The 26,371-nt window shown below is 69.9% G+C and carries 15 protein-coding genes and 1 pseudogene; 6 read left to right on the top strand and 10 right to left on the bottom strand.

The annotated features are described in order from the left end of the window. Positions 1–156: 156 nt before the first annotated feature. The 7 genes from M2283_RS50600 to M2283_RS50570 form a co-directional block, all read right to left on the bottom strand. Positions 157–414: a hypothetical protein gene (locus tag M2283_RS50600; RefSeq protein WP_280883411.1), complete on the bottom strand. Its 258-nt coding sequence runs from the start codon at positions 412–414 to the stop codon at positions 157–159. Positions 415–428: 14 nt separating this feature from the next. Then, entirely contained in the window at positions 429–1,847 is a 1,419-nt protein-coding gene (locus M2283_RS50595; protein ID WP_280883410.1) for an apolipoprotein N-acyltransferase, read from the bottom strand. 60 nt (positions 1,848–1,907) lie between these two features. Then, positions 1,908–2,576 (bottom strand): response regulator transcription factor, encoded by a 669-nt coding sequence (locus M2283_RS50590; protein ID WP_280883409.1) that lies wholly within the window; start codon positions 2,574–2,576, stop codon positions 1,908–1,910. Continuing rightward, positions 2,570–3,652 (bottom strand): sensor histidine kinase, encoded by a 1,083-nt coding sequence (locus tag M2283_RS50585; protein WP_280883408.1) that lies wholly within the window; start codon positions 3,650–3,652, stop codon positions 2,570–2,572. The genes M2283_RS50590 and M2283_RS50585 overlap by 7 nt, the downstream gene beginning before the upstream one ends. 413 nt (positions 3,653–4,065) lie before the next feature. Then, positions 4,066–4,230 (bottom strand): hypothetical protein, encoded by a 165-nt coding sequence (locus M2283_RS51870; protein WP_348538996.1) that lies wholly within the window; start codon positions 4,228–4,230, stop codon positions 4,066–4,068. Positions 4,231–4,634: 404 nt separating this feature from the next. Next, entirely contained in the window at positions 4,635–5,018 is a 384-nt protein-coding gene (locus M2283_RS50575; RefSeq protein WP_280883406.1) for a hypothetical protein, read from the bottom strand. Positions 5,019–5,046: 28 nt separating this feature from the next. Further along, positions 5,047–5,241 carry a hypothetical protein gene (locus M2283_RS50570; protein WP_280883405.1) on the bottom strand — a complete coding sequence of 65 codons (195 nt, stop codon included), beginning with the start codon at positions 5,239–5,241 and terminating at the stop codon, positions 5,047–5,049. 16 nt (positions 5,242–5,257) lie between these two features. On the opposite strand from M2283_RS50570, the gene M2283_RS50565 reads away from it, so the two are divergent. Further along, the gene (locus M2283_RS50565; RefSeq protein ID WP_280883404.1) at positions 5,258–5,467 is read left to right on the top strand and encodes a hypothetical protein; all 210 of its coding nucleotides are present in this window, start codon (positions 5,258–5,260) and stop codon (positions 5,465–5,467) included. A 46-nt stretch (positions 5,468–5,513) separates the two neighbouring features. On the opposite strand, the gene M2283_RS50560 is transcribed toward M2283_RS50565, so the two are convergent. Further along, positions 5,514–6,086, bottom strand: coding sequence for a hypothetical protein (locus M2283_RS50560; RefSeq protein ID WP_280883403.1), 573 nt, complete (start codon positions 6,084–6,086; stop codon positions 5,514–5,516). Then, on the bottom strand, positions 6,086–8,584 hold the full coding sequence (locus tag M2283_RS50555) for a DnaB-like helicase C-terminal domain-containing protein (RefSeq protein WP_280883402.1): 2,499 nt from the start codon (positions 8,582–8,584) through the stop codon (positions 6,086–6,088). The genes M2283_RS50560 and M2283_RS50555 overlap by 1 nt, the downstream gene beginning before the upstream one ends. Positions 8,585–8,783: 199 nt before the next feature. Here M2283_RS50555 and M2283_RS50550 point away from each other — a divergent pair. The 5 genes and pseudogenes from M2283_RS50550 to M2283_RS50530 all read left to right on the top strand — a co-directional run. Then, positions 8,784–9,524, top strand: a pseudogene (locus M2283_RS50550) (transposase); the annotation flags it as partial. A 70-nt stretch (positions 9,525–9,594) separates the two neighbouring features. After that, complete coding sequence (locus M2283_RS50545) at positions 9,595–11,118, top strand: transposase (protein WP_280883401.1); 1,524 nt, start codon at positions 9,595–9,597, stop codon at positions 11,116–11,118. 248 nt (positions 11,119–11,366) lie between these two features. Then, on the top strand, positions 11,367–11,852 hold the full coding sequence (locus M2283_RS50540) for a transposase (RefSeq protein ID WP_280883400.1): 486 nt from the start codon (positions 11,367–11,369) through the stop codon (positions 11,850–11,852). A 506-nt stretch (positions 11,853–12,358) separates the two neighbouring features. Further along, positions 12,359–19,858 (top strand): SpvB/TcaC N-terminal domain-containing protein, encoded by a 7,500-nt coding sequence (locus tag M2283_RS50535; RefSeq protein ID WP_280883399.1) that lies wholly within the window; start codon positions 12,359–12,361, stop codon positions 19,856–19,858. A 104-nt stretch (positions 19,859–19,962) separates the two neighbouring features. Further along, complete coding sequence (locus tag M2283_RS50530) at positions 19,963–25,203, top strand: neuraminidase-like domain-containing protein (protein WP_280883398.1); 5,241 nt, start codon at positions 19,963–19,965, stop codon at positions 25,201–25,203. A gap of 130 nt (positions 25,204–25,333) precedes the next feature. Here the strand turns inward: M2283_RS50530 and M2283_RS50525 are convergent, their stop codons facing one another. Then, complete coding sequence (locus tag M2283_RS50525) at positions 25,334–26,092, bottom strand: IS630 family transposase (protein ID WP_280883397.1); 759 nt, start codon at positions 26,090–26,092, stop codon at positions 25,334–25,336. Positions 26,093–26,371: the final 279 nt, after the last annotated feature.

Here is a 26,371-nt window from a genome sequence, read left to right as displayed (position 1 = left end):
CACGAACACCGGCTCGATCAACGCCCAACGGGCATCGGACACGTCGCTGCGATAAGGGCGTCGAGAACTCACGAGACACGCAACGACCCACAGTCGCCACAGTCACAGCGAGCACCCCAAATCACCTGCAAGCCAGATCAGTTGCCCTCTCAGACCTCAAGGGAGTTCTCCTGGCGGGCAGTCGGCGTTGAAGCCAGGAACCCCTACAGCGCGAGCCATAGGAATCCCCCTCCTCCAGGAGGGGGAGGAAGCCAACTGGAGATACTCTTCCGGAATACCGTCGACGACATCCGGTTCCACCCGACCACGGATCAGCAGAATCGTGGGCGGATGCACCTCGGTATCGATCGTCAGGGCGGCCACCGGGTTCTCGCGCAGAAGCGTCACAGCGTTCTCGACATCCGCCGACCCCATGCTTGTGAACCTGGCTATTGCTCCTCGTGAGGCGACCCTGGGCTCCGTTGAGAACGCCACCGCCCGATGGCCACGGGGACGAGAAGCAGCATGCACAGCCAGGCGAACCAGTCGCCGAACCGGTCGTAGACGGTGGGGCGGGCGGGGGTGGGAAGGTCGGCCGTGACCGTGGTGAAGTCGTCGTGACCGGTGACCCGTTCGGCAAGCACCCGGCCGTTGGAGTCGCTGACGGTCAGCCTCCCGGCGCGGGACGTGCGCGCCACGGTCAGGCCGTTCTCCACACCGCGGGTGAGGGCCATCCGGCTGTGCAGCCAGCCGTCCTCGGTGAAGTCCCAGGCGGGCGCGAGGAGGGCGGTGGCGCCGTGGTTGCGGTAGTCGCGGACCAAAGCGGGGAAGTCCAGGTCCTTGCAGATGATGAGGCCGTGGCCGGGAGCGACGAATGTCAGCCCGCCGCCGGGTTCCAGGTCCCCCTCGGCGCCCGGGATGAGGTGGTGCTTGAAGTACAGGACCGGTTCGCCGCCGTGCGCGCGGAACCCGAGAGCGGCGTTGTAGGACGTCCCGGCGCGGTCGAGTACCAGCCCGACGACGATGTCCTGGTTGTGCTCGGCGGCCGTCCTCCGCAACGGACCGGTGAGGACCGGCAGCGTCCGCTCATCTGCAGCGAAGGTCTTCTCCGGGAGGACTACCGTGCTCGTCGAGCGGGGTAGGGCACGGATCCGTGTGACGTAGCGGTCGAGAAGGCGTCGGCCGGCGGTGGTGGCCAGGTCGATGGTGTCGTTGGGCCGGTCGGTGTCCAGCAGAGCGACACGGGCGCTGGTGATGGGGTGCGGCCGGCTCAGCCGCCATGTGCCGTAGCCGAGCGGCAGGGCGAGGACGACGGCGGCCACCACCAGAACCCTGCCCCTGCCCCGCACCTTTGGCGTTGTTGCCACGGCCAGCGCCGCCGGAAAACCCATCACCAGGAACGTGATCCCCCACGGACCGGTGAGGGAGGCCGTCTGGAGCACCGGCAGCACGCTCGCCTGGGTGTAGGCCAGGCTCAGCCAGGCGCCATGGGGCAGGGACAGCGACAGAACGTACTCCAGTGTCACCCAACCGGCAGGAACGGCAGCCGCGGCGGTGAGCGGGCGGCCGTTCAGCAGCAGCCGACGATACGCCCACGTCAGCAGGGCGAACACCAGCGCCTGGCCGAGTATGACGGCGCCGGCGGCCGGTAGCGGCATCTCCAGGGTGTCGAGGAAGTACGGCCACATCCTGCTCTGCCCGAGGAGCCAGGCGAGGCCCGCGGCGCAGCAGGCGACACGCGCACCCGCTCTCGGGGCCAGCCAGAGAACCGGCAGGGGTGCGAGCCAGGTGAGCCAGGGCAGCGGGTGCAGGCCCGTGCTGAACAGCAGCAACACAGAACTGAGGAAGGTCGAGACGATGACAGCCATGGAACGATCCTGTTCCGCCCACCTGCCCCGGCGCGTCGCTCCCACGAGCGCTCTCGGCCCTCACTCCTGCGAGCTACCCGGTGCGACAAGACCGGACTCGTAGGCGAACACCACCGCCTGTACGCGGTCGCGCAGGCCGAGTTTGGTGAGGACGTGGCTCACATGCGTCTTCACGGTGTGTTCGGTGACGACCAGGGCGGCCGCGATCTCGGCGTTCGACAGACCGCGGGCGACGAGCCGCAGTGTCTCGGCCTCACGGGCGGTGAGTTGCCGCAGCCGGGCCGTAAGACGTGGCACGACGCCGTGGCTCGGTCGCCTGACCAGATCCTCCACCAGCCGGCGGGTGACCGCGGGGGCGAGCAGCGAGTCGCCCGCCGCCACGACCCGGACGGCCTGGGCGAGTTCGTCCCGTCTGATGTCCTTCAACAGGAAACCGCTGGCCCCCGCCCGCAAAGCGTCGTAGACGTACTCGTCCAGGTCGAACATGGTGAGCACCAGGACCCGGGAGGGCAGCGCCGCGCAGATCCGTTCGGTGGCCTCGATGCCGTTCATGGCGGGCATCCGCACGTCCATGACCACGACGTCGGGCCGCAGTTCGTGCGCCACCCGGACCGCGGCGGCACCGTCGGCCGCCTCGCCGACCACCGTCATGTCGTCCTGACCGTTCAGGATCGCGGCGAACGCCGCACGGAACAGATCCTGGTCGTCGGCGACAAGAACGCTCAGCATGCGTCTCGTTCCACCGGAAACCGCGCGAGGACGGTGAACCCCTGCACACCCGGCCCGGTACGCACGGTGCCGCCGCACCTCGCCACGCGCTCCTGCATCCCGATGATCCCCTGGCCCCCCGGCCGCGGCGAGCCACCCCGCCCGTTGTCGGCGATCTCGATCTCCAGGCCGCCGCCCCAGCGGACCTGTACGGACACGGCGCTGGCCGCCGCGTGTTTGCGTACGTTCGTCAGCGCCTCCTGCACGATCCGGTACGCGGCGACACCGACCTCCGGCGGGAGTGAGCGTGGCACACCCTCCACGGCCAGCTCCACCGGCAGTTCGAAGGCCCGCACCAGGTCCGCGAGCGCCCCAAGACCGGGCTGGAGCGCACCCGCCGGACCGTCCCTGAGGACACCGAGCAGCCCACGCAACTGAGTCAGGGTGGCCCGTCCGGTGTCGGCGATGCGGTCGAAGACCTCCCTCTGGGCATCCCCGCACTCCCCCGCCTCTTCCCGCCGGGCGAAGGGACCGGCCTCCGCCTGGACCACCATCAGACCGACCGAGTGCGTCACGATGTCGTGCATGTCGCGGGCGATGCGCGCGCGTTCACGCAGCACCGCCGCGGCCCTCTCCTGCTCAAGACGCCGGGCACGCTCGGCGTGCTCCGCAGCCTGCAAACGGCGTGCCTGTTCGGCCGTGCCCAGCGCGAACGCGGCGAAGAAGGCCGTTCCCATGAGCGGATAGGCGTCCGAGCTCTCCCGCGGCAGAGTCAACGAGACGTACACGGCAGCCACCGTGACCGGCAACGACACCAGCCGCACCAGCGGGCGACTCAACGCCGCAACGGTATACACACCCACCAGCGGCCCCCACGGCAACAGCAACGGCTTCTGCCACAACACCATCACGGACATCGCCGCACCGACCACCAAAGTGACCACCACCGGCGCCCGCCGCCTCCACAACACCGGAACCGAGGCGAGCAGTGCCAGCAGCACCACCCACCAACGCCCTGATACCAGCAGCACGGGGACAACCGTGAGCAGCGCAACGGCCAGCGCCACCAGCCGGTCGACGATCCGTGGGCTTCGCATGCCGTTCAGTGTCATAGCTGGCAGGCCCCCACACCTCACTCGCAAGAGTGAGAAGCCGCCTCCACCACCGCCGATGCGATCGGCCGCTGGTCTACCCGATCGTGATCATCGCGCTCTTCCGCACCCTCGCGGCAAGGACTACCGAGGGGCTCACGGTTGATCGAGTCTCTCGTCCCGGAACGCCAACGGGCCCCCGAGGCGGGAGCTTCTTCGTGCCGTCCGGGGACACCGCCGTCGCCGGCCGATCGACTCCTCCGTCACCTGCCCCACGACCGGCCCTGACGGCCCGGGACAAGCCCTGGAGCAGGGTACTGGTGGGCCGTCGGCGAGGTGCCTGCTGAGCAGGCCCTTTTCCCACGACCCCCAGCCCGAACGACGCATGCGACTTGTCACCGCACGTCGCTCTCCAGTGACTACTCCGTGAATGCTGGGACAGGTTTTCTGCCGTGGATGCCCGCATGACAAGTGCCGCAGACCACAAGGGCCTTGCGATGTCGCACGGCCATGAGATCTGCCCACGGCGGCCGGTCTACCGGTCTGCCGAGGTCTGCGAGCTTGGCGACGTGATGGACTTCCACCTCGTCAAGGCGTCCGCATGCCTTGCATCGTCCCGCGAGAAGCCGGGTGACCAGCTCCTTGCGTTTGATGCTGACCGGGGCCAGCTGACGGTCAGTGACGACCGGCTTCTTGTCCTGTCGCAGCGGGATCCCGCCGAACCGCCCGACCAGTGGCTTCCCGCCGGTGCGTTCGACGCGGGCCTCGAAGCACTTGCGTGGCCCGGTGCCGTGATCGGTGGGGGCGCCCAAGCTACTCTCGCCGCCCTACACGTGCGGGTCGCCCGTCGCGAATTCGGTGCACCACCGACGTCGTGGCCCTCGCCGACGCCCGGTACGCCACCGCTCCCGTCCGAGGAATCGCTCGACTGATCCCCGGCGGCGGAACCCACCGCGGCGGTGTGCGTCGCGTTTGCCGGTCCGGCCGGTCAGTCGTCCCTACGTTGTTGGTCGGGCTGAGCGGTCCCCGCCCATGCCACAGGCTGACCTTCGGAGTTGGTCCCCAGGTGCGGGTACTCCGCCTCGTGCCCGGTGTCCAGGACGCACATCCTCCCCCACCTGCCGTGCTTTCCCGGACACGATCGACTCAGAAGGTCGAGGTCGGCGTCGTGGACCGCTCGGTCATGCCGCTCCTGGAAACGCCGGAGCATGGGGCTGAACTCCCGCGCCATGGAGGCCTCCAGCTCCTCGATCTCCTGCTTGAGGCGCTGAACCTCGGGGTTCGACATCAAGGCGTTCAGAGCCGTCTCGGTCTCCCACTGCACGCGCTGCCGAGCGAGCATCTCCCGGCGCTGTACCTTCCCGTTCGACACCGCGTTCCCTTCCTCGACGGCAGCCGCGCTAGGGGCGCCGGTCGGCTGGCACCGTCGGGCAGGCGATCACCGGGAACGCCGCCGTGTGCCCGTCCGCGGTGAACGCGATCGCGGCGGGCCTGGTCGCCCAGAACGGCGAGACGTCGATGAGGTGGTCGCCGTACTCGGGGTTGATGCGCAGCCATACCTCCGTGGTGGTGATGCAGGCGCGGTACGCGGTCACCTCCCACGGCCCGGTCGTGAACCCGCAGGTGCGTGGCCCGGGCGATCACGGTGTCCGGGTGGTCGGCGGTGGACAGGTGGAGGGCCGTGCCGTCGTACACGAGCCGGATCCCGTCCTGCTCCAGGTCTCGCCGCCGGGGAGCCTGGCTCAGCAGGTCGTACAGGTCCCGGATCTTCAGCTGCGCCATGTGCCCTTCCTCTCCGTGACGTCTCTGGCCGGCCGGTGACGATGTGTGGAGCCGCCGCCAGCCTTCACATGCGTCATGCGCGCTGCTACCTGACTTCGACGGAGTACGAGGCGCCGGGGAACTCCCATCCGTCGGTGCCTTCGCCGATGTCCTCCACGATGACGTCGTCGACGAAGTGGTCCTCGAAGTCGTCGTCGTCGAGTTCGCCGGCGAGCCAGAGTTCCTCGATCTCGTCCCAGTTGCCCCGGGTGCCGTCGATCCGCAGCGGCGCGGCGTCCCGGGTGCCGCGCGTGCGTTCGTCGCTCCCGGTCCTGACGACGCCGCTGATCTCGTATTGGCCGTCCTTGATGTGGTCCGGGATCGGGTCGGCAGGGACGATCGCGACGTTCTCGTAGGCGGTGTGGATGAGGTCGCGGTAGCTGCGGCGGACGTTGTACTCGGGATCCGACAGCCAGTTGACCAGGGTCTTGACGGTCACATCGAGACCGGCGTCTTCCAGGGCTTGGTAGCCGCGGTGGGTGCCGGTGAGCTGGCTGAGCTGGGCGTGCCAGTGCTTGGCGGTGTACGACGACAGCCGGTGGCGCGGCGTGACCTGAGAGCGCAGGAGGTCGCCCAGGGCGGCGCCCAGCGAATCGCCGCGGCCTGTCGGACCGGCCATCAGTCGTCACCTTCGGGGATCATCTCGCCCGGCTGGATGAACTTGGCCTTGACCTCGCCGAAGCCCGTCCCGATCCGATACGTGTCCGGCGGAGTGTCGGGCGGCGTCCAGAAGACAGCCGCGTCGACGTTGCGCAGCGCGATGAGCGTGTGCCCGTCCTGGACCGCCTTGAAGGCCGCCATCCAGTGCCGCACGGACGCCTCGGCGACCATGCTCATGCGCCAGTCCGGCCGCCAGAACGGGGACCGCTGTTCCTGCCGCTTGGGCCACAGCAGACGCAGCGCGATCGACAGCCGGGTCTTGTAGTCCTTGTACGGCTCGCCGCCGGTCTGGATGAGTTCGGTGCGCGCCTTCCGGGTGGCCTCGTAGAACGGCTTGAACAGTGACTCGTTGGCCTTCCCGGTCCACGAGTCGTGGATAGCCGGCATCGCGGCGAGGTGGTCTTCACGCACGAGCCTCGCGAGCTGCTTGATGTGCGGAGTGGTGACCCAGACGCGGCCCTGCTCGTCGGGCCGGTCAATGATCCGCCCCAAGGGGTGCGGCATGTCGGTGCGCGTCCACTCGGGGATGTCAATGAGGTAGATACCAGCGCTGGCCTTGTCGAATGCCTCAAGGGGCCCGGTGTGCAGCAGCTTGTTCGGAGCCAGGGGGACGGCTGAGCAGGCGGACGGGTAGGAGCCGTTGCGGTCGATCAGGCACAGCACCCCCGCACCGAAGGCGTCGGGCACGTCGAGCTGGTCGCGCCGGACCCGCTTCCCGTTCTCCCTGATGAACGGCACGCGGGTGCTGGTGACGTCGGGGTGGACCCAGCGGGGCTCGCCGTCCATGTGCTCGCTGATCAGCGGCCACGGACCGCTCTCCCGGGCCTCGATGCCGATGACCGGGATCGGGTGCATCTTCGAGCGGGCGACCGCGTTCTTGAGGATCTTCAGCGCGGGGAAGACCGCTCCCTCGGGCTCGTCCTCCTCATCCCCCGGCTGAAGTTCTACTCCTTCGTCCGTGTCGTCTTCGTCGTCCGGGACGTGTCCGCTGCCCTCGGTGGACTCAACGGCGACAGGCTGCCCGGTGGCGTCGGCGGCCGCGGTGGTGTTGTAGGCGTTCAGCGCGACGGCGAGGCGACGTCCCTCGTCGGTGTCCGGCAGTTGGGGCGGTGCCGCAGCAACCTCGGCGAGCGACGGCCCGAGTTCGTCAATGGCGTCCTGGTCACCGTTCGCGAGCGCGGTGCGCAGCGCGGCCAGTACATGGGTGACGGCAGCAGGCAGTCCCTGCCGGGCTCCGGAGGTGTAGGGAAGCGCGGCCTCGGCCAACTCCCGCTCGATGGCACTCCCCAGAGGACGCGCGGGTTGGCCGCCGACTGCAGGGACGGCGGGGGCGCTGCCGGCGTCGAGGAAGCGGGCGTGCAGCAGATCGGGGCTCAGGTACGCCGAGCCGATCGTGCCGAAGTCCCGCTCCGCGACCGTCACCCGCACCTTGGCAGGGTCCTCGGTCGGCGAGAGCGTCAACGTGACGTCGGCGTCCAGGAGACCCAGGAGACTGGGGTCGTCGCTGTCCACGATCGCGAGGACCGGCACGTGCAGGATGCGCGCGAGAGAGGCCAGGAGCTGGGAGGCATCCGGGAGACGGTCACCGGACAGCGGCAGGCGGGCACTGTGGGCGGCCTGGAGGCGGTCCACGACCACGAGGGCCAGGCCCTCCATGTGCGGGGCGGTCTCCGCGATGTCCACGGCGGTCAGGTCACTGCCGTCATCGATCATCAGGAGGTCGCCCGCCTGGACCAACTCGTGGGCGACCTGCTGCTCGTGCTCGGTGAGGCGGCCCTGCTTCAGGCGCGGGTAGTCGCCTCCGGTCTCCGCGGAGATGATTCGCCGGAAGATGTCGTCCCGGTTCGGTCCCGATGCGGCGTACAAGACCATGTCGTGGTCGACGAGCGCGGTCCGGCGTGCGGCGGCCAGCCCCAGCAGACTTCCGCCGACGCTCGGACGAGCCGCCACCAGCGTCAGCTTGCCCGGCTGCAGACCACCCGTCGCAGCATCCAGGCCGGGCAGCCCGAACGTGGGGCCACCGGCCGGGCCGGAGGTGAGCACGGACCCCATGGCGTCGCCCAGCGTCGCGAGCCTGCGCGGCCCGCTGCTGCGCTCCTGATTGCCTTGACTGTTCACCGCACCTCCTGCGGACGCCGCGCCCGTCTGCGCGACCGTGTCGGACGACAGGACACCCGAGTCGGTGCCAGCGGAAAGCAGTACCGCGACCGGCGTGGTGTTCCGCCGGAGCACCTGCGGCTGACCCTTTGCCGCACGCGTGATGAGATCACCGAGGTCCTTCTGCGCCGCACTCAGCACGTGGGAGGGGAACGCCCCGGGCTTCCGGGCTGCCGGGAACCGGTCCAGCGGTACCAGCAGAACGCGCTCATCCCGCTTGTGGATCAGCGTCGAGACCCCGTCCGTCTCGGCACGCTTCACCAGGGCGAAGAGCTTGTTGCCGGCTTCGGTCGCGTTCATCGCGGTCTCAGCCGGGGGCTTCTGACCCTGACTCACTCACCCTCCCAGTCCACCAAATCCACCATCATTCTATCAAAGTCCACTAAGTAATTGAGCCAAAGTCACACCTAGGGGTGCGGTATTCACTCTCTCGTGAGGGGCTCCGGCGTGGGTTGACCGTTGGAGGTACCCGTCCTCGTGCGGCGACGGACAGGCTTACCTGATCGTCTGCGATGCCGGCTACGACGCCCCGCGTCTGGCCTACCTCCTTGATGACCTGCCCGTGGAAGTGCTGGGCCGGCTGCGCTCGGACCGCGTGATGCGTCGTCCCGCGACACGGACGGCCGCGCTGCCGCAGGGCGGGAGGATCCCCAAGCACGGCCCGGAATTCCGCCTGGCCACACCGCAGACGTGGGGAGAGCCGGACGCGGTCACCGTGCAGGCCACCGAACGCTACGGACTGGCCCGGACCATGGCCTGGGATCACATCCATCCACGGTTGCGGCACCTGTCCGCCTGGATCGACCACAACGGCGAACTTCCCGTGCTCAACGGCACGTTGATCCGGCTCGAAGTCGACCACCTGCCCGGCGACGCCACCCCTGTTCCGGTCTGGCTGTGGTCCTCCAGGACGGGCCTGACCTGCGCGGACGTCGACATCCGCTGGCAGGCGTTCTTGCGCCGCTTCGACCTGGAACACACCTTCCGCATGATCAAGACGACGCTCGGCTGGACCCGCCCCAAGCTTCGCACCCCCGAGGCCGCAGACCGCTGGACCTGGCTCGTCATCGCCGCCCACACCCAACTCCGACTCCTCCGCGCTGCCGCCGCGGACCTCCGGCGTCCGTGGGAGAAACCCGCCGAGCCCGACCGGCTTGCCCCGGCCCGAGTTCGGCGAGGGTTTCGGAACCTCCGCCCGCACTTGGCGAGGCTGTCGCACGGCTCCTGCCCGGTGAACGTCAAGAGCGATTCGTTGTTCGGTTCCGAGGACCAGGGAGGTGTCGGAGTCTTGGCTGGTGGGGCGGAACTTCTTGTCGGGCGACCGCGAACGTGATCTTGAGATGCCGCGGGATGTGCGGGAGTGGCTGCCGCCCGAGCACCTGTGCTGGAAGGTGCTCGACGTCGTCGAGTTGCTTGACCTGTCGGCGTTCGAGAACAGCTACCGTGACGACGGGCGGGGCGGCGTGGCCTACCCTCCCGCGAGCCTGATCGCGTTGCTCATGTACTGCTACAGCAAGGGAGTGCGTTCCTCCCGTCGCATCGAGCAGGCATGCTGGGACGACGTGGGCTGCCGAATCATCACCGCGAACCGGCGAGTGGACCACTCCACCGTCGCACGGTTCGTACGACGTCACCGTGCCGCCTTGAACTCGCTGTTCGTGCAGGTGTTGTCGCTGTGCGGCCGACGTGGCCTGGTCGATCTTTCGGCGGTGGCCGTGGACGGCTCACCGATGGAGGCGAACGCCTCACGCGACGCCAACCAGCGGCTCCAGCGCCTGGAAGAGACCATCTCCCAGTGCGAGAAAGAGATCCACGCGCTGATGGAGGATGCAGTAGACCACGCGCTGAGCGTCGAGGCCGATGGCTCGGAAGCACAGGGCGATGGCGATGACGCGTGCGACAACTGGCCTCGCCTGTCCCGGCTGTGCGACCGGCTCACCCGGGCCTACCTGGCCAGGGACAGGCTGCACGAACGGGCTATGCCTTCACCCACCGAGATCCGGATCAAGGTCGAAGCCGCCGAGCGGATGGTGGCCCGCGCGGAGAAGCGCCTGGCCGCCGAGACCGAGGCTCACCAGGAGAAGCTGAAGAAGTACGAGCTCCGCGTCCGAGAGGACCGGGCGGCAGGACATCGTGGAGCGAACGGACGGCCGCCGGTCCCGATGGAGCACAAGACCGTCCTCGTTCGCCAGCGAACGCGACTGGTGAAGATGCGTGCCTGGCTGGAGCGGGCCCGCACACCCCGACCGGCCCCCTCGCCGGAGGCCCGTGCCTGCCTGAGCGATCCCGACTCCCGGCTGATTCCCGGCAAACGCGGCGGCTACCTGCAGGGATACAACATCCAGATCGTGTGCGCCCGCCGTCAATTCCTGCTGGCCATCGAAGCGCACGACAATCCCTCGGACCGGACGGCCCTCGTTCCGATGGTGAAGAAGACGCAGCACAATCACCAGGCCGCACAACTCCCCGGCGACATCCAACTCTGGCTCGCCGACAGCGGGTACGCTTCCGCCGCGTCCTTCGAGGCCCTCGGCGACCTCCCGCTGCTGGTCTCGGTCACCAGCGATGCAGACCAGGCAGGCTTTCCTGCGAAGCGTCAGCAGGCCCCTGCCGGCCAGCAGGACATGGCGGCCCGCCTTGCCACCCCGACAGGACGGGCCCAGTACCGTCAACGCAGTGCCCTGGTCGAGCCGGGATTCGCCCAGATCTTCCAGCGCTTCGGACGACATCTCAACTACCGGGGCCGTCAGGCGGTGGACGCAGAGATCAAGCTCCTCGGCACGGTGCACAACATCAACAAGCTCATCAATCACCCGCCCAAGAAGAACCCTTGACCTTCACCGGGCAGGAGCCGTGCGACAGCCTCTGGCATGCCCAGCCCGTGCCCCGAAACCCTCCCACCCCGGCCCGGGGCGACGTCTCGGATCCAAGAACAGACAGCCCGCCACCAGGCGCGACGTCGGCAAAACCGTGAAACGGGCCGACACCTTCGGAGAGCACGTTCGGTTCAAGACTTAAAGATCAAGCTCAGTTCCGCGACCGCCCGGCCCAGGACCTTGAGCACCGGATGACGGTCCGGGCCATGCGGTCCACGGCCCAGCGCGTCCAAGTCCTGCAGGCCGAGGCCAAGGAACTCGAGAACGAGATCCTCGCCCTGGTGCGGCAGCAGGCCCCCGAGCTTCTCGGCTTGCTCGGAGTCGGACCGATCACCGCCGCCCCGATCTTGGTCAGCTGGTCTCACCAGGGACGATTCCGCTCGGAAGCCGCCTTCGCCTCCTTCGCCGGTGTTTCGCCGATCTCTGCCTCGTCCGGGCTGACCAACCGACACCGCCTCAACCGCAGCGGCGGCCGGCAGCCCAATCGGGCCATGCACACGATCACCCTGATCCGGATGCGACTCGATCCCTTCACGCAGACCTACGTCGCACGCAAGATCGCCGAAGGGAAGACCTCCCGCGACGCCCAGCGATGCCTTAAGCGGGTGATCTGCCGCCACATCTTCAAGATCCTTGAGCGCGCCGACCGGAGCCGACTCGGCAACGTCGAAGAACTCGCTCAAGCGGCTTGACACGACATAGCAGCCTCGGGGGGTGGGCGATGTCGTCGCGCAGGCCCCCCTCGGCCGCGTCGCCGTCGTGGAGAGTCCGTGGACGCACTGCCCGCGACCACCGAGGCTGTCGACGTGACGTCACGTGACGCAACCGGTGTCCCAGTCCGCTGAGCGGAACAGCATGTGACAGGTGTTTTCCGTGCGACCACACTCTCCGCCGAGGCCCTATGCATCGGGAAGTTCCGGAAACCGGGGTCGCCGGAGATCTCACGACAGTCGGCGCTTGTCCGTCGGGCAGTCATGGCCTCCGCCCCGGTCCACGGGACGCTTCGTCGACGGAGCGGCGCTCGGGATCTGTGGCTGCTCGGTGCCCTGATGCCGTCTGCCCAGTGCCCGGCCTGTCCGCAGCCGGCGTTTCAGGTGGCTCATCGGAGCGACGGATTCGCCTGTCATGAGTTTCGCGCCACGTGGGGACGGACCTGCGGCGCAGTCCAGTGATCTTTGGTGACCGAAGGGACAGGTACATGAGCACTGAGGGCACGACCGACACCACCGCGGCGGGATCGGTGATCTCGTTACCCAAAGGGGGCGGTGCGGTGAGCGGTCTGGGGGAGAAATTCTCGCCCGACCTGTTCACCGGGACCGGGAACTTCTCGGTACCGCTCGCGGTGCCTGCCGGTCGGCACGGTGTGCAGCCGCAGTTGACGCTCGCGTACAGCACGGGGAGCGGGAACGGGCCCTTCGGGCTCGGCTGGGAGCTCGGTCTGGCGGGCGTGTCGCGGAAGACGTCGCGGGGACTGCCCCGGTACGTCGACGCCGCGGGTGCCGCGCCGGCCTCGGGTGCCGCCGATGACCGTGCCGACGTGTTCGTGCTGTCGGGGGCGGAGGACCTGGTGCCCGTCGAGGGCACATACCCGGGGCGGATGCGGTACCGCCCGAGAACCGAGGGCATGTTCGCCCGGATCGAGCACGTCAAGGACGCCACCGGCGACTTCTGGGAGGTCCGCACCAAGGACGGCTCCCGCACCAGATACGGCACCCCGCGCCCGGCCGCCGCGCCGGACGGATGGCTGGACCCGGCTGTGACCGCCGACCCCGAGGTACCCGGCCATGTGTTCGCGTGGCGCATCACCGAGGCCACCGACCCGCTCGGCAACCTGGTCCGGTACTCCTACCTGCGCGACCGCGGCCAGGAGCCGGGGCACACCTGGGACCGGCCGCTGCTTGCCCGGATCTCCTACGCGGACTACGGCGACCGGGCCGACCCGGCGTTCCTGGTCACGGTGGACTTCGACTACTCCACGCGTCCGGACCCCTTCTCCGACCACCGGGCCGGGTTCGAGGTCAGGACGTCGCTGCGCTGCGACACGGTCCGGGTGACCACACACGCCGCCGACGGGGTGGCGCGGGTGGCGCGCGAGTACCGGCTCGGCTACCAGCAGGCCACCTTCAACGGCGCGTCCCTGCTGGCAGCCGTGACCTGCGTCGGCATCGACGAGTCCGCTCCCGCCACAGGTACCGGATCCGGCACCCCTGGGACGGGAGACACCGGTACCGGGGCGGGTGACGGACCCGGCGGCCCCGCACCGGCCGACGGTCCTGCCGGTCCGCCCGAAGAGTCGATCGCGCCGGCCGCCGCCTCCGCTTCCGGGCCGGCGGTCGAGGCAGCGAGCGTGACGGCCGTCGAGTCCCTGCCGCCGCTGGCGTTCAGGTACTCGGTCTTCGCCCCGGCGACACGCAGGTTCGAACCCGTGACGGGACCCGGCCTGCCGACCGCGGCATTGAGCGGTCCGACCCACGCGCTCGTCGACCTGCGCGGGACCGGTCTGCCCGACATGGTGGAACTCGGCGCCGCGCAACGGGTCTGGCGCAACGCCGGGAACGGCCGGTTCGAGCTGCCGAGGACGCTGACCGAGGCCCCGCCGTTCTCCCTCGGCGTGGCCGGTGCCTCGTTCATGGACGCGGACGGCGACGGGCGTCCCGACCTGATCGTCTCCCAGGCCGGGACGCCCGCGGGCGCTCGTGCGGCCGGGGGCGGCGGGCCGGCGGGGTACTTCCCGATGACGTTCGCGGGCGGATGGTCGCGCCGTTCGTTCCAGCGGTATCGGCAGGCGCCGAGTGTGGACCTGTCCGATCCGAGCGTGAAGCTGGTCGATCTCGACGGTGACGGGCTGACGGACCTGCTGCGTTCGGGCAGCCGTCTTGAGGCCTGGTTCAACGACCGGGACCCGCAGCTGGCCTGGCAGCGCACCGCGGTCAGCAACGGCACGGGGCCCGGGGTCGACCTGGCCGACCCGCGGGTGCGGTTCGCGGACATGACCGGCGACGGCCTCCAGGACCTCGTGCTCCTCGGCAACGGGAACATCTCGTACTGGCCGAACCTCGGCCGCAACCGGTGGGGCGCCAAGGTGACGATGCGCGACTCGCCGCGCCTGCCCGACGGATACGACCCGCGCCGGGTGCTGCTCGGCGACGTGGACGGTGACGGCGCCGCCGACCTGGTCTATGTCGATCGCGGCCGGGTGTCGCTGTGGGGCAACCGGTCGGGCAACGCGTGGACCGCTCAGCCGGTCACGGTCAACGGCACTCCGGGCGTCGTCGACTCGGACTCGGTCCAACTGTCCGACCTGTACGGCACCGGGATGGCGGGGCTGCTGTTCAGCCGGGCGGCGGGCACCCAGGGGCGGGGTGGCGCGAACCTGCGGTTCCTCGACTTCAGCGGCGGCACGAAGCCGTACCTGCTGACCGGCATGGACAACAACCTCGGGGCCATCACCCAGGTCACGTACGCGCCGTCGACCCGGGAGTACCTGCGCGACCAGGCCGATCCCGCGACCCGCTGGCGGACCACGCTGCCGTTTCCCGTGCAGGTCGTCACCAAGGTCGAGGTCACCGACCAGATCTCGGGCGGCAGGCTGAGCACCGAGTACCGGTATCACCACGGCTACTGGGACGGCGTAGAGCGGGAGTTCCGCGGCTTCGCGATGGTCGAGCACCTCGACACGGAGACGTTCGGCGCCGCGCCGACCGGGCCAGGCTCCGTACCGGCCGAGCACTACTCACCGCCCACGCTGACCAAGAGCTGGTTCCATCCCGGGCCGGTCGCCGCCATCGAGGCCGGCGACTGGACCGAACTCGACCTGCGGCACGAGTACTGGGCAGGCGACGCGCCCATGCTGCCCCGCCCGGCCACGCAGGCCGCGTTCCTGGCCGCCCTGCCGCGCGGCGCACGTCGGGCCGCCTTGCGGACGCTGCGCGGGCAGGTCCTGCGCACGGAGCTGTACGCGCTCGACGGCACCGCCCGCAAGGCGCTGCCGTACACGGTGACCGAGTCGGTCTCCGGTGTACGGGAGGAGTCGGCCGCGACCTCGGCCGGTGCCGAGGACGTCGACCGGCAGCGGATCTTCTTCCCGTTCGCCCTGGGCAGCCGGACCACGCAGTGGGAACGCGGCACCGAACCCATGACCCAGTTCGCCTTCCCCACCGGCTACGACGCGTACGGGTTCGCGACCGGGCAGATCGCCGTCGCGGTGCCGCGCGGGCGGGACTCGCTCGCCGCGGCCCCGACCGGCGCCCCGGTGCAGCCGTACCTGGCCACGTACACGACCACCGACTACGCCCGCCGCGACGACGCCGACCACTACCTGGTCGACCGCGTCGCCAGGACGACCGGCTACGAGGTCGTCAACGACGGCCTGCTGCCGGTGGCCGACCTGCGTGCCGCCGTACTCGGCGGGCAGGGTCAGACCGCCGGGAGCGCTGTTTCCCTGCGGATGATCGGCCATGCCCGCACGTTCTACGACGGCGACGCGTTCGTCGGGCTTCCGCTCGGCACGCTCGGCGAGTACGGCCTGGCGACCCGCGCCGAGTCGCTCGCGTTCACCGACGCCTTCCTCGACTCGCTCTACGCCGCGAACGACCCGCTCGCGGTCGGCCCGCGGCCCGTCTACCTCGCGCCGGGCGGGGTGACCTCCTGGCCGGCCGAGTACCCGAAGGAGTTCCGCGGCCTGCTGCCGTCGCTGGCCGGCTACACCCACCACACCGACACGGACGTGCCCGGATCGCCCGGCGGGTACTACGTGACCACCGCTCGGCACCGGTACGACGTCCACGTCCCGGGCCGCGTGCCGCGCGGTCTGCCGGTCGCTTCCCTCGACCCGCTGGGCGCGCAGAGCGTCATCGACTACGACGCGCACGACCTGCTGCCCGTCCTGGCCGTCGACCCGGCAGGGCTGCGACAGACCGCCGTCTACGACTACCGGATCCTGCGGGCACGTCAGGTGACCGACCCGAACGGCAACACCTCCGACGTGACCTACTCCCCCTCCGGGCTGGTCACCGCCCACTTCGTGCGAGGGAAGGGCGGCGAGGGGGACCTCGACGCGCCGAGCACCGTGATGGTCCACGACCTGCTGGCGTTCCCCGCACGGGGCGAACCCGCGTCCGTCCGCAGCGTCAGGCGGGTGCACCACGACACCGACACCACCGTCCCGGCCGCCGAGCGCGACGGCGTGATCGTCTCGGTGGAGTTCTCGGACGGGTTCGGCCGGGTACTGCAGTCCCGCGCGCAGGCCGAGGACACCCTGTTCGGCGACCCGGTGTTCGGCGGCGTCATCCCGGCCGGTGACCTCGCACCGGTCGGCGACACCGTGGGGCGGACCCGTGCCTCGTCCGACCCGGACAACGTGATCGTCTCCGGCTGGCAGGTCTACGACAACAAGGGCCGGGTCGTGCAGCAGTACGAACCGTTCTTCTCCACCGGCTACGACCACGCGCAGCCGCTCGACACCCAGCGCGGACAGAAGTCCACCATGTTCTACGACCCGCGCGGACAGGTCGTCAGGACGGTGCACCCCGACGGCGGCGAACAGCGTGTCGTCTTCGGCGTCCCCGCCGACCTGACCGATCCCGACGGGCACGCACCGACCCCGTGGGAGTCCTACACGTACGACCCCAACGACAACGCCGGCCGCACCCACCCGGGCACCGCCACCGCCTACCAGGGCCACTGGAACACCCCGGCCAGCGCCGAGTTCGACGCGCTCGGCCGCACCGTGCGCGCGATCGTCCGCAACGGAGCCACCGCCGACAGCCGGTTCACCACCACCTCGGCGTACGACATCCAGGGCAACCTCGTCTCGGTCACCGACCCGCTGGGGCGGGTCGCCTTCACCCACTCGTACGACCTGGCGAAGCGGTGCTGGCGGACGGACGGCATCGACGCCGGCCGCCGCGACAACGTGCCCGACGCGCTCGGCCGCCCGGTCGAATCCCGCGACAGCAAGGGCGCGCTGACGCTCGGCGCCTTCGACCTGCCGCAGCGGCCGACCCGGGTCTGGGCCCGGGACGGCAAGGGCGGAGCTGTGACGTTGCGTCAGCTCGTCGAGTACGCCGACGGCGGCACACCCGACCAGCCGGCCGCCGAGCGTGCCGCGGCTCGCTCGCTCAACCTGCTCGGCCGTCCCGTACGCCATCACGATGAGGCGGGCCTGGTGACCGTCACGGCAGTCGACTTCAAGGGCAACGTGCTGGAGTCCGCCCGCCGGGTGATCGCCGACGCGCCGGTCCTCGCCACGTACACGGCAGCGGCGGCCGACGGCTGGCGTGTGGCACCGTTCCAGGTCGACTGGACGCCCGCCGCGGGCCAGGTCCAGGCGGCGCGCGACGCCGTGCTGCTTGAGCCGGCCGGCTACGTCTCGACGACGGGCTACGACGCACTCGGCCGGATCGTGTCACACCTGTTCCCCGCCGATGTGGAAGGCCGCCGCCGCGAGATGCGTCCCGCCTACAACCGGGCCGGGGCACTGGAAGCGGTCAGCGTCGACGGTGTCACCTATGTGCAGCGGCTCGCCTACGACGCACGGGGCCAACGGGCGCTCGTCGCGTACGGCAACGGCATCATGACCCGGTACGCGTACGACCCGCGCACGTTCCGGCTGACCAGGATGCGCAGCGAACCGTACACACCGGCCGCCGGCCCGACGTACCGGCCGGTCGGGGCAGCCGTGCAGGACCACGGCTACGACTACGACCTCGTCGGAAACATCGTCGCCGTCCGCGACCGCGCGCCTGGCAGCGGTATCCCGGGCAATCCCGACGCGCTCGGCGCGGCCGACCCGGCCCTGCGCGCGCTGCTCGGCAGCGGTGACGCGCTCGACCGCCGGTTCGCCTACGACCCGGTCTACCGGCTGCTGTCCGCCACCGGACGCGAATACCAGGCGCCCGCAGCCGGTGACCCGTGGCTCGACGTGCCGCGCGGCACCGATGCGACCAAGACCCAGGCGTACACCGAAACGTACGACTACGACCCGGCCGGAAACCTGCTCACCCTGGCCCATGCCTCCGCCGGAGGCTTCAGCCGCGCCTTCACCGGCACCACGGGCGGCAACCGACTGCAGCGGATGACGGTGGGGAACACGCCGTACGACTACACCTTCGACGCCAACGGCAACATGCTCACCGAGACCTCCTCGCGCCACTTCGGGTGGAACCACGCGGACCGGTTGACGGCGTTCGCCACCCAGACCGGGGGTGCCGAGCCTTCCGTGCACGCCCAGTACCTGTACGACGCGACCGGCCGGCGGGTGAAGAAGCTGGTGCGCCGGCAGGGTGGCTCCGTCGAGGTCACCCACTACCTCGACGAGACGTTCGAACACCACCGCTGGGCGACCGGGACCCCGAGGGCGGGCCAGAACAACCACGTTCACGTGATGGACGACCGCCAGCGCGTCGCCCTGGTCCGGTTCGGCCCCGCCCACCCCGAGGACCTCGGCCCCGCCACCGCCCACCACCTGCCCGACCACCTCGGCAGCAGCACCGCCGTCCTCGACGCCACCGGTGCCCTCACCAACCGCGAGGAGTACACCCCCTACGGCGAGACCAGCTTCGGCAGCCACACCCGCAAGCGGTACCGCTTCACCGGCCAGGAACGCGACGAGGAGAGCGGGCTCGGCCATCATCATGCGCGCTTCTACGCACCGTGGCTGGCCCGGTGGACGTCCTGCGATCCGCTCGTCTCGGCTCATGGGGCGTCGAGTTACTGCTACGTGTCGAACAAGCCGACGGGGCTGGTGGACCCCGACGGCGCCGACGACAGGAAGCCGTCGGCGCAGGGCGGATCGGGTGGCACGTCGGTGAACGTGGCTGCCGGCCCGGCGGGTCCCGTACCGGAGGACGACATCCCGTACCAGAGGGGGATCAGCGGATTCTTCGAGTCGATCGCCGTCGGCGGACGGGGCGCGGCGGGCAACCGCCGCTACGACAGTCTCGGAGCGGACCAGACGTTCGCGCGGGGGCTGATGGACAAGGGATGGGGCTGCACGCTCTGCCACATCACCACCCAGGTGTGGAACACATGGGGGCCACGCGGGGTCAACGCGGCGAACAACCTCCCCCTCGACTGGACGATCAACACTGAAGGCTTCGCCCGGTTCGTCGCCCTGAGTGTGTTCTCGCGAGCCATCGTCGAGTCGGCCCTCGGCGCCAAAGCCATGGTGGACGGCTTCTCCGGCTCCGGGCGGTCAAGGCAGCCGACCACCCCCAACCGTCCCGCCCCCAGCACGCCTGCCCCCCAGCCGCCCGTAGCAACCATCAGGTACACGGGCGCGATGGCGAGCGCGCCGAGCGACGCCCAGTTCCTCCGGTTCAACGTCGAATGGGCACAGACCGAAGGAGGTCCACTGGTCCGCGGCCAGAGACTCCCGGACGACGGCGCACTCCGCAGGACGGCCAGGAACCACATGGACCAGACCGGATTCGACAGGAGTGGGCGGCAGGCCATGCACCCGCTCGACTCCGTCGCCAACAGGTACCTGACCCCCAACGGGCCCGTCGGCACCACCTACTACTTCGGCGACGGGTCGGTGAACGCGTCGTTCGGTTCGCAGTTGGGGAACGAGCTGCGCCGGCTCGGTGTCCGGCCGGGCGACAGCTTCACCGTCCGGTTCGTCGGCTTTCCCGACTACAACACCGTGCGACCGCTGGCGCCACCGTCCAGTCCGCCCAATCTCAGAGGTCATCGCTGACCCCCCGTCCGTCCGGAAGAACACCCCATATCGGGAGAACGGAACCCATGAGTACTTCACAAGCAAACGGCGACGCCACGTTAGTGGATGCCGCCGGAGGGACCTTGTCCATCACGTCCCAGACGATTCCGAAGGCGCCCCCGGAGGTCGAGCCGTCGGTGACCATCGCGCCGGTGACCGCCCGCGTGGTGGCCGGGGTCGCGACCACGATCACGGTCAACGCCAACGAGGGCGAGCACTGGGTGTGGCTCTCCGGGGACCTCAGCTGGGACTCCGTGCCCAAGGTCACCTATCAGGAGACCAGGATCAGCATCGACGGCGTCCAGGTGCTCGCCGACCACCGGGGCGGCGGCGGGACCGAGTCGGTGACCTTCCGGACGCCCGGGACGCACACGCTCGTGGCGTCCGGCGTGACCACGACCGGGGCCGTGATCTCGTCGGCCCCGATGAGCGTACGGGTCTTCGCGGCCGGGCCCCCCGCGTTCACGGTGACGACGCCCGCCGCCGGCACCGTCGTCAACCTGGACGAGGCGGGGAAGGATATCATCGTCCAGGTGAACGCGACGAGCGACCAGTACTTCCCGCTCGCGGTCAACGTCACGTGGGACGACCAGGTGATAACCGGGACAATGCCCATCGGCACCACCCAGTACCAGACGCCCATCCGTCTCGCCCCGATGCCGCTGGGGGCACGCACCATCTGGGTGACCGTCGCCGATCCCGACGGGGCCGGCTCCTCCCAGCCCCGCTCGGTGACCTGCGTCGACGTCTCGCCGCCACAGGTACAGGTCGACTATCCGCCCCAGAAGGGCAACATCGTGGGCGACAACGCGGCGGCGGCGACCGTGCCCATGCACGGCAGGACGACCGACGCCCAGAGCGGCATGGTCGGCGGCAGGGCCACGGTCGCCTGGGCCCTGACGCCCACGGGGACCAGAACAACAGCGATCCCGACGGCCGCCGGAGACTTCAGAAGCTGGAGCGCCGACGTGCCGCTGGTGCCGGCCGGCTTCGGCGCCCACACGATCTACGTGTGGGCGACCGACTCGGCGGGCAACACGATGGCGGCCCCGCAGACCGTCCCGGTCACGGTGATCAGCTCGTACACCCCGTCGACTCTGGACGAGCGGCTCAACGAACGCGAGTATCTCGCCGCGCTGTTGTCGTTCGCACAGGAGCAGGTGACGTTGCCGGGGACACCGCCGACGCTCCTGGACACCCACACGCTGGTCGGCGCTCTCGGCCAGCCGGTCGACCGGCTGAGCCAGCCGTTGTCGGCGATCGTCGACCAGGGAAACCGCGAGATCAACCAGCTGCGGGTACCCGTCGAGCTGCTCCGAACGTACATCGCCGCCACAGGAACCTCCACGACCCCGGGTGCGATCGGCGACCGGGCCTATCGCACGGCGGCGTACACGGCGCTGCTCGCCGCCGCCGGGACCTCGTACACCGAACTGAGGCTGGCCCGGGGCGCCGATCCCGCAGCCCGTCAGGCGCTTGCCGCCCGGCTGGGCATCAGCCTGGCGACGACCTCACCCGATCAACTCGACCTGCTGCTGCTGGACGCCACAGGGCCGGCCGAGTCGGTGCTGGAGACCGTCTTCGGTCTGCCGTCGACCACCGCGGCCGACCCCCTGCGGGTGCCGACGACACCCTGGCTCCTCACCTGGCGACAGTCCGCCCTCACGCTGAGCTGGGCCGACCAGGACCAGCACCCGACCGTGCCGCCGGCGTACCGGGTACTCGCCGATCCCGACGTGATCAGCGCCGCCGACGTCGCCCCCGGCCCGAACGGCACCCGCGTCAGCACGCTGCTGACCGCCCGGTCCCAGTTGCTCACCACCTTCGCGGCCTCGCTCAACGACGCCAGGACAAAGGCCGCCAACGCCACGGCCGGGCTGGCGGCCATGCAGGGCCTGGCGCTGCCCGGCGTCGACCTCGCCGTCCTGGAGACCAAGGACGGACAGGGTGGCGACATCAGCGCAGACCTCGCGTCGGCGAGGCTCACCCGCAGCGGGTTCCTCCTCCTGAGGAAACTGAGCAGGCTCGCGGCCACCGGGACCGTCACGGTGGCCGAGTGGGGCGACGCCGTGGCTGTGCTCATCCGCGCCTACAAGGAAACGCTGTACCCGGCGTGGCGGGCACAGGAGTCCACGTTCGTGCTCTCCCCCGACTTCTTCGTCCTCGCCGACACCGGCCCCACGGTCAGCGCCTACCGCGTCGACAGCCGCGCCCGGACGGACTGGCAGTCCACGCTGCGCGGCCGGATCGCCCAACGCCAGGACCTGATCGACGCCAACGCGCAGGCCGTGGCGTCGGCCGAGCAGGCCGCCCTGCCGATCCTGCGCGACGCCCTCCTGGCCGACCTCGCCCCCACCACCACGGGCAACATCGGCGAGGAGATGTCGGCCAGGTTCCTGGTCGACGTCCTCGCCGCGGGCACGCTGCGCACCACGCGCATCCGGCAGGCCATCGAGAGCGTCCAGTCGCTGCTGTCGGCCAAGCGGGCGGGCGAACTGGCGGCGAACCACCCCGCGGCAACCTGGATCCTCAACGCCCCCGCGTTCACCAGCGCCTGGACCTGGATGGGCGAGCTGGGCAGCTGGCAGGCCGCCACCCTGGCGTTCCTGTTCCCCGAGCGCCATCTCGACCCGGCCCTGCTCGTCCCGGCCAGCGGACCGCTGCACGTTCTGTTCGAGACCGTTCGCGGTGCGGGCGTCTTCGACGCCACGACAGCCTCGAACGCGGCGACCCAGTACCTGCACGACATGGGAAAGACCTTCGGTTACTTCGACCCGAACCTCAACACGCTGCCGCCCTTGCAGGATCCGGCCAACACGGAGATCTTCTGGACCGTACCCGTCCTGCTCGCGCAGCGGCTGCAGGCGGCCGGCGACTACCAGGCAGCGCTCGACTGGTACCGGCTCGTGTACTCCTACGACATCTACGACGCCACGAAGCCGGTGTCCATCTACAGCCGCATCAACACCGAGACGGTGTTCCGCCCAGCCCTCAGCTTCCCGCCCGGATGGACGACCGCGCTGAATCCCTTCGCGCTCGTGGCCGGACGCCCCGCCCCGTACACCCGGTACACCCTGCTGTCCGTCATCAGGTGCCATCTCGACTACGCCGACGCCCAGTTCGGCCGGGAGACCGACGAGTCGGTCGCGCACGCGCGCACCCTCTACGTCACCGCGCGGCGACTGCTCGGCACGGCCGCACTGCAGCCGCAGCTCCCGTTGAACGCCGGCGAGCCACGACTGGCGATCCCGGACCTGGACGTCCTGCGCACCCGGGCGGAGGTGCAGCTCGCCAAGATCAGGCAGGGGCGGAACATCGCGGGCATGCCCCGCACCCAGGGGATCGCGGCCGCCACGGTCGTCCAGCCCACCCCCTACCGGTTCAAGACCCTGCTGGAGCGGGCCCGGCAACTCGCCGCCCAGGCCGCCCAGATGGAGGCCGGATTCCTCTCCGCACTCGAGAAGTACGACGACAGGAGCCTGCGCCTCTACGACGCGGTCAAGGGCATCGACCTGACCGCCGCGCAGGTCGGGGTGGCGACGAGCCGGGTGCAGGAGGCCAACGACGCGGTCATCGCCGCCACCGCGCAGAAGACCAAGGCGGACACGACGGCCGCGTCGTACGCCGCCGCCATCGACGCGCCGCCCAGCCAGTACGAGACCGACCTGCTCGACGAGTACTCCGACTTGGAGTCCGTCAGGGACGGCATCTCGGTCGCGAACACGGCGATCGGCATCCTGCAGGCGGCCTCCAAGGCGTCCAGCGTGTTCGACGCGGTGACGAGTTTCGGTGCCAGCACGATCTTCTCCGGCCAAATCGCCGCGGCGACCGTGGTCAAGGGCGGGTTCGAGCTGGTGCAGAACCGTCTCGACGCCCAGATACAGGCAAACCAGCTCCAGGCCGGCATCGAGCAGCGCAAGGACGAATGGCGGCTGCAGGAGGTCGCCGCGCAGCAGGAGTCGCTCGTCGCCGCCGCCCAGGTCACGACGGCCCGCGACCAGGTCACGATCGCCGCCCAGGAGCAGGCCGCCGCCGCGCTGCAGCACGACCAGGCCGTGGCCACGCTGAAGTTCCTCGACGAACAGTTCACCAACGCCGATCTGTATCTGTGGATGAGCAACACCCTGGGCGGTGTGTACCGGTACTTCCTTCAGCAGGCCACCGCGACCGCCCGACTGGCCCAGGCCCAGCTGGCCTTCGAACGGGCGGAACCGGCCCAGACCGTGATCCGCAACGACTACTGGCAGTCGCCCGCGGAGCTGACGGCCAACACCGTCCAGGCCAACCGCCAGGGCCTGACCGGCGCGGAACAGCTCACCGCCGACCTGGCCCGGCTCGACGACTACTCCTTCAACTCGGCGCGCCGACGTCTGAACCTCTCCCAGACGTTCTCGTTGGCCCGGCTGATGCCGGTGGAGTTCCTGGAGTTCCGCCGTACCGGAACGCTCGCCTTCGCCACGCCGATGTCCCTCTTCGACTCCGACTTCCCCGGCCACTACCTACGGCTGATCCGCCAGGTGCGTACCAGCCTCGTCGCACTCGTACCGCCCGACCGGGGCATCCGCGCCACCCTGTACTCCAACGGCATCTCGCGGGTGACCACCGGAGGGGACGGCACCTTCCAGGACGTAACAGTGCGCTCGGATCCGGGAGTCGTCGCCCTGACGTCGCCGGTCAGCGCCAGCGGCGTGTTCGAACTCGACGCCCAGTCGGACCTGTTGCTCCCCTTCGAATCCAGCGGCGTGGACACCACCTGGGAGTTGCAACTCCCGCCCGCGGCCAACCCGTTCGACTTCTCCAGCATCGCCGACGTCCTGCTCACCATCGACTACACCGCCGCGTACGACGACACCTATCGCGGCCAAGTCGTCACCCGGCTCAACGGCAACCGAAACCGTGGCGCGGACTGCGTGTTCAGTCTGGCGCGCGACTTCCCCGACCAGTGGTACGACCTGAACAACCCCGACGGCACCGGCGCCCGTTCGGTCACCCTCCCGTTGCGTGACATCGACTTCCCGGTCGGCGTCGAGGCCCTGTCCACCGCTGCCGTCGCCGTCCGGCTCTCCAGCGGCGGGACCGTGCCCGACACGGTGGTCACCCTCACCCGGGGCACGGCCGGAGGCGCGGCCACCGCCACCAACGGCATCGCCAGCACCCGGCGTGGCAACGCCGCCTCCTGGGTCCCCCTGTGCGGCCCCCCGCCCGCCGGCGACTGGCACCTCACCTTCGGCAGCGACGCAGCCGCCCTGTTCGCCTCAGGCGATCTGGACGACATCGTCCTCGTCGTCAGCTGGACCGGACAGGCCCCCACCTGGACGCCGTGACCCCGGCAGGCCGGGGCGGGAGTTCCACGACGGACTCCCGCCCCGGCCGCGAGGGACTCGTTCGCGGACCGTGACGCCGGCGACGCACCCTCCGACCGTGCACCCATCGCTCGCAGAAGCGGCAAACCGCCTAGTGAGCTGGTCCGGAGACCCTGTCGCAGTAGTGGCAGATCCGGTCGATGATCTGGTCGGCGGTCTTGGTCCATTTCAAGGGCCTGGCGGCCTCGTTCCAGACCTTGATCCAGTCGTCGAGTGCTGTCTTGAGATCGTCGAGTGAGCAGAAGACGCCGCGTTCCAGACAGCGTCGCTGCAGTTCGGCGAACCACCGCTCGACCTGGTTGTTCCACGACGAGCAGGTCGGGGTGAAGCGGGGGTGCGCGAGCAGCCACGCATGCACCACAGGTGCTTTGTGGGCGGAGAGGTTGTCGCAGATGACATGGACCGCCAGGCCGGGCTCGGTCTGGCGGTCGATGTCGGCCAGGAAGTCGCGGAAGTCCACGGCCCGGTGCTGTGGGGACAGACGGCTGATCACCTTTCCGTTTGCCGTGTTCAGCGCGGCGAACAGGTCGATGGTGCCGTGCCGCACGTAGTCGAAGCTGCAGCGCTCGGGCACTCCGGGCAGCATCGGCAATACCGGCGCGGTCCGCTCCAGCGCCTGGTACTCCTGCTCGCGAACCTTCCGCCGCAGCCGGACCAACTCCGCACGCTCCGCAGTGGTCAAAGCCCCGGCGGGCCCCTCACCGCGGTCAACCTTCGCCTGCTTCACCCACCCGCGCAGCCCTTCCGGACTCACACCCAGATCCCGCGCGACCTCGGTGACCGTCTTCTCCAAGGACAACGCCAAGGCGACCGCGTCCCGCTTGAACTCGGCCGTGTACCGCTTGCTCATATTGCTCTTGTTACTCACTACCTGTGACTGATTCCTCCGGGACCATCCGTCCCAGTATCAAGCTGTCCGGCCGGCAGGGGAACCTCACTTCGCCGGAGGGGGCGAGTTTGTGTTCGGCCGCAACCGGGCGTTCGCGGACTGCGTCGTACGCGCGTGACAGCGGCGGCTGTGGGGCCGTTGTGCTTGCAGGCGGGAGGAAGCATTAATGGGAGTAATTCTTCGCACGGGGGCCGTGATGGCAGTCTGTGCGACGGTGGTGGCTGCCGGGTGCGTCGCAGG

Origin of the sequence: Streptomyces pseudovenezuelae (genome assembly GCF_029892565.1) — a bacterium.
Classification (GTDB): Bacteria; Actinomycetota; Actinomycetes; order Streptomycetales; family Streptomycetaceae; genus Streptomyces; species Streptomyces pseudovenezuelae_A.
This window is presented reverse-complemented; position numbering and strand designations above follow the sequence as displayed.

Coding starts and splice junctions, on each gene's coding strand:
- M2283_RS50585 (WP_280883408.1), bottom strand. CDS start 3,652: ATGCGAAGCCCACGGATCGTCGACCGGCTGGTGGCGCTGGCCGTTGCG.
- M2283_RS50590 (WP_280883409.1), bottom strand. CDS start 2,576: ATGCTGAGCGTTCTTGTCGCCGACGACCAGGATCTGTTCCGTGCGGCG.
- M2283_RS50560 (WP_280883403.1), bottom strand. CDS start 6,086: ATGGCCGGTCCGACAGGCCGCGGCGATTCGCTGGGCGCCGCCCTGGGC.
- M2283_RS50535 (WP_280883399.1), top strand. CDS start 12,359: ATGAGCACTGAGGGCACGACCGACACCACCGCGGCGGGATCGGTGATC.
- M2283_RS50595 (WP_280883410.1), bottom strand. CDS start 1,847: ATGGCTGTCATCGTCTCGACCTTCCTCAGTTCTGTGTTGCTGCTGTTC.
- M2283_RS50540 (WP_280883400.1), top strand. CDS start 11,367: ATGCGGTCCACGGCCCAGCGCGTCCAAGTCCTGCAGGCCGAGGCCAAG.
- M2283_RS50600 (WP_280883411.1), bottom strand. CDS start 414: ATGGGGTCGGCGGATGTCGAGAACGCTGTGACGCTTCTGCGCGAGAAC.
- M2283_RS50525 (WP_280883397.1), bottom strand. CDS start 26,092: ATGAGCAAGCGGTACACGGCCGAGTTCAAGCGGGACGCGGTCGCCTTG.
- M2283_RS50555 (WP_280883402.1), bottom strand. CDS start 8,584: ATGAACGCGACCGAAGCCGGCAACAAGCTCTTCGCCCTGGTGAAGCGT.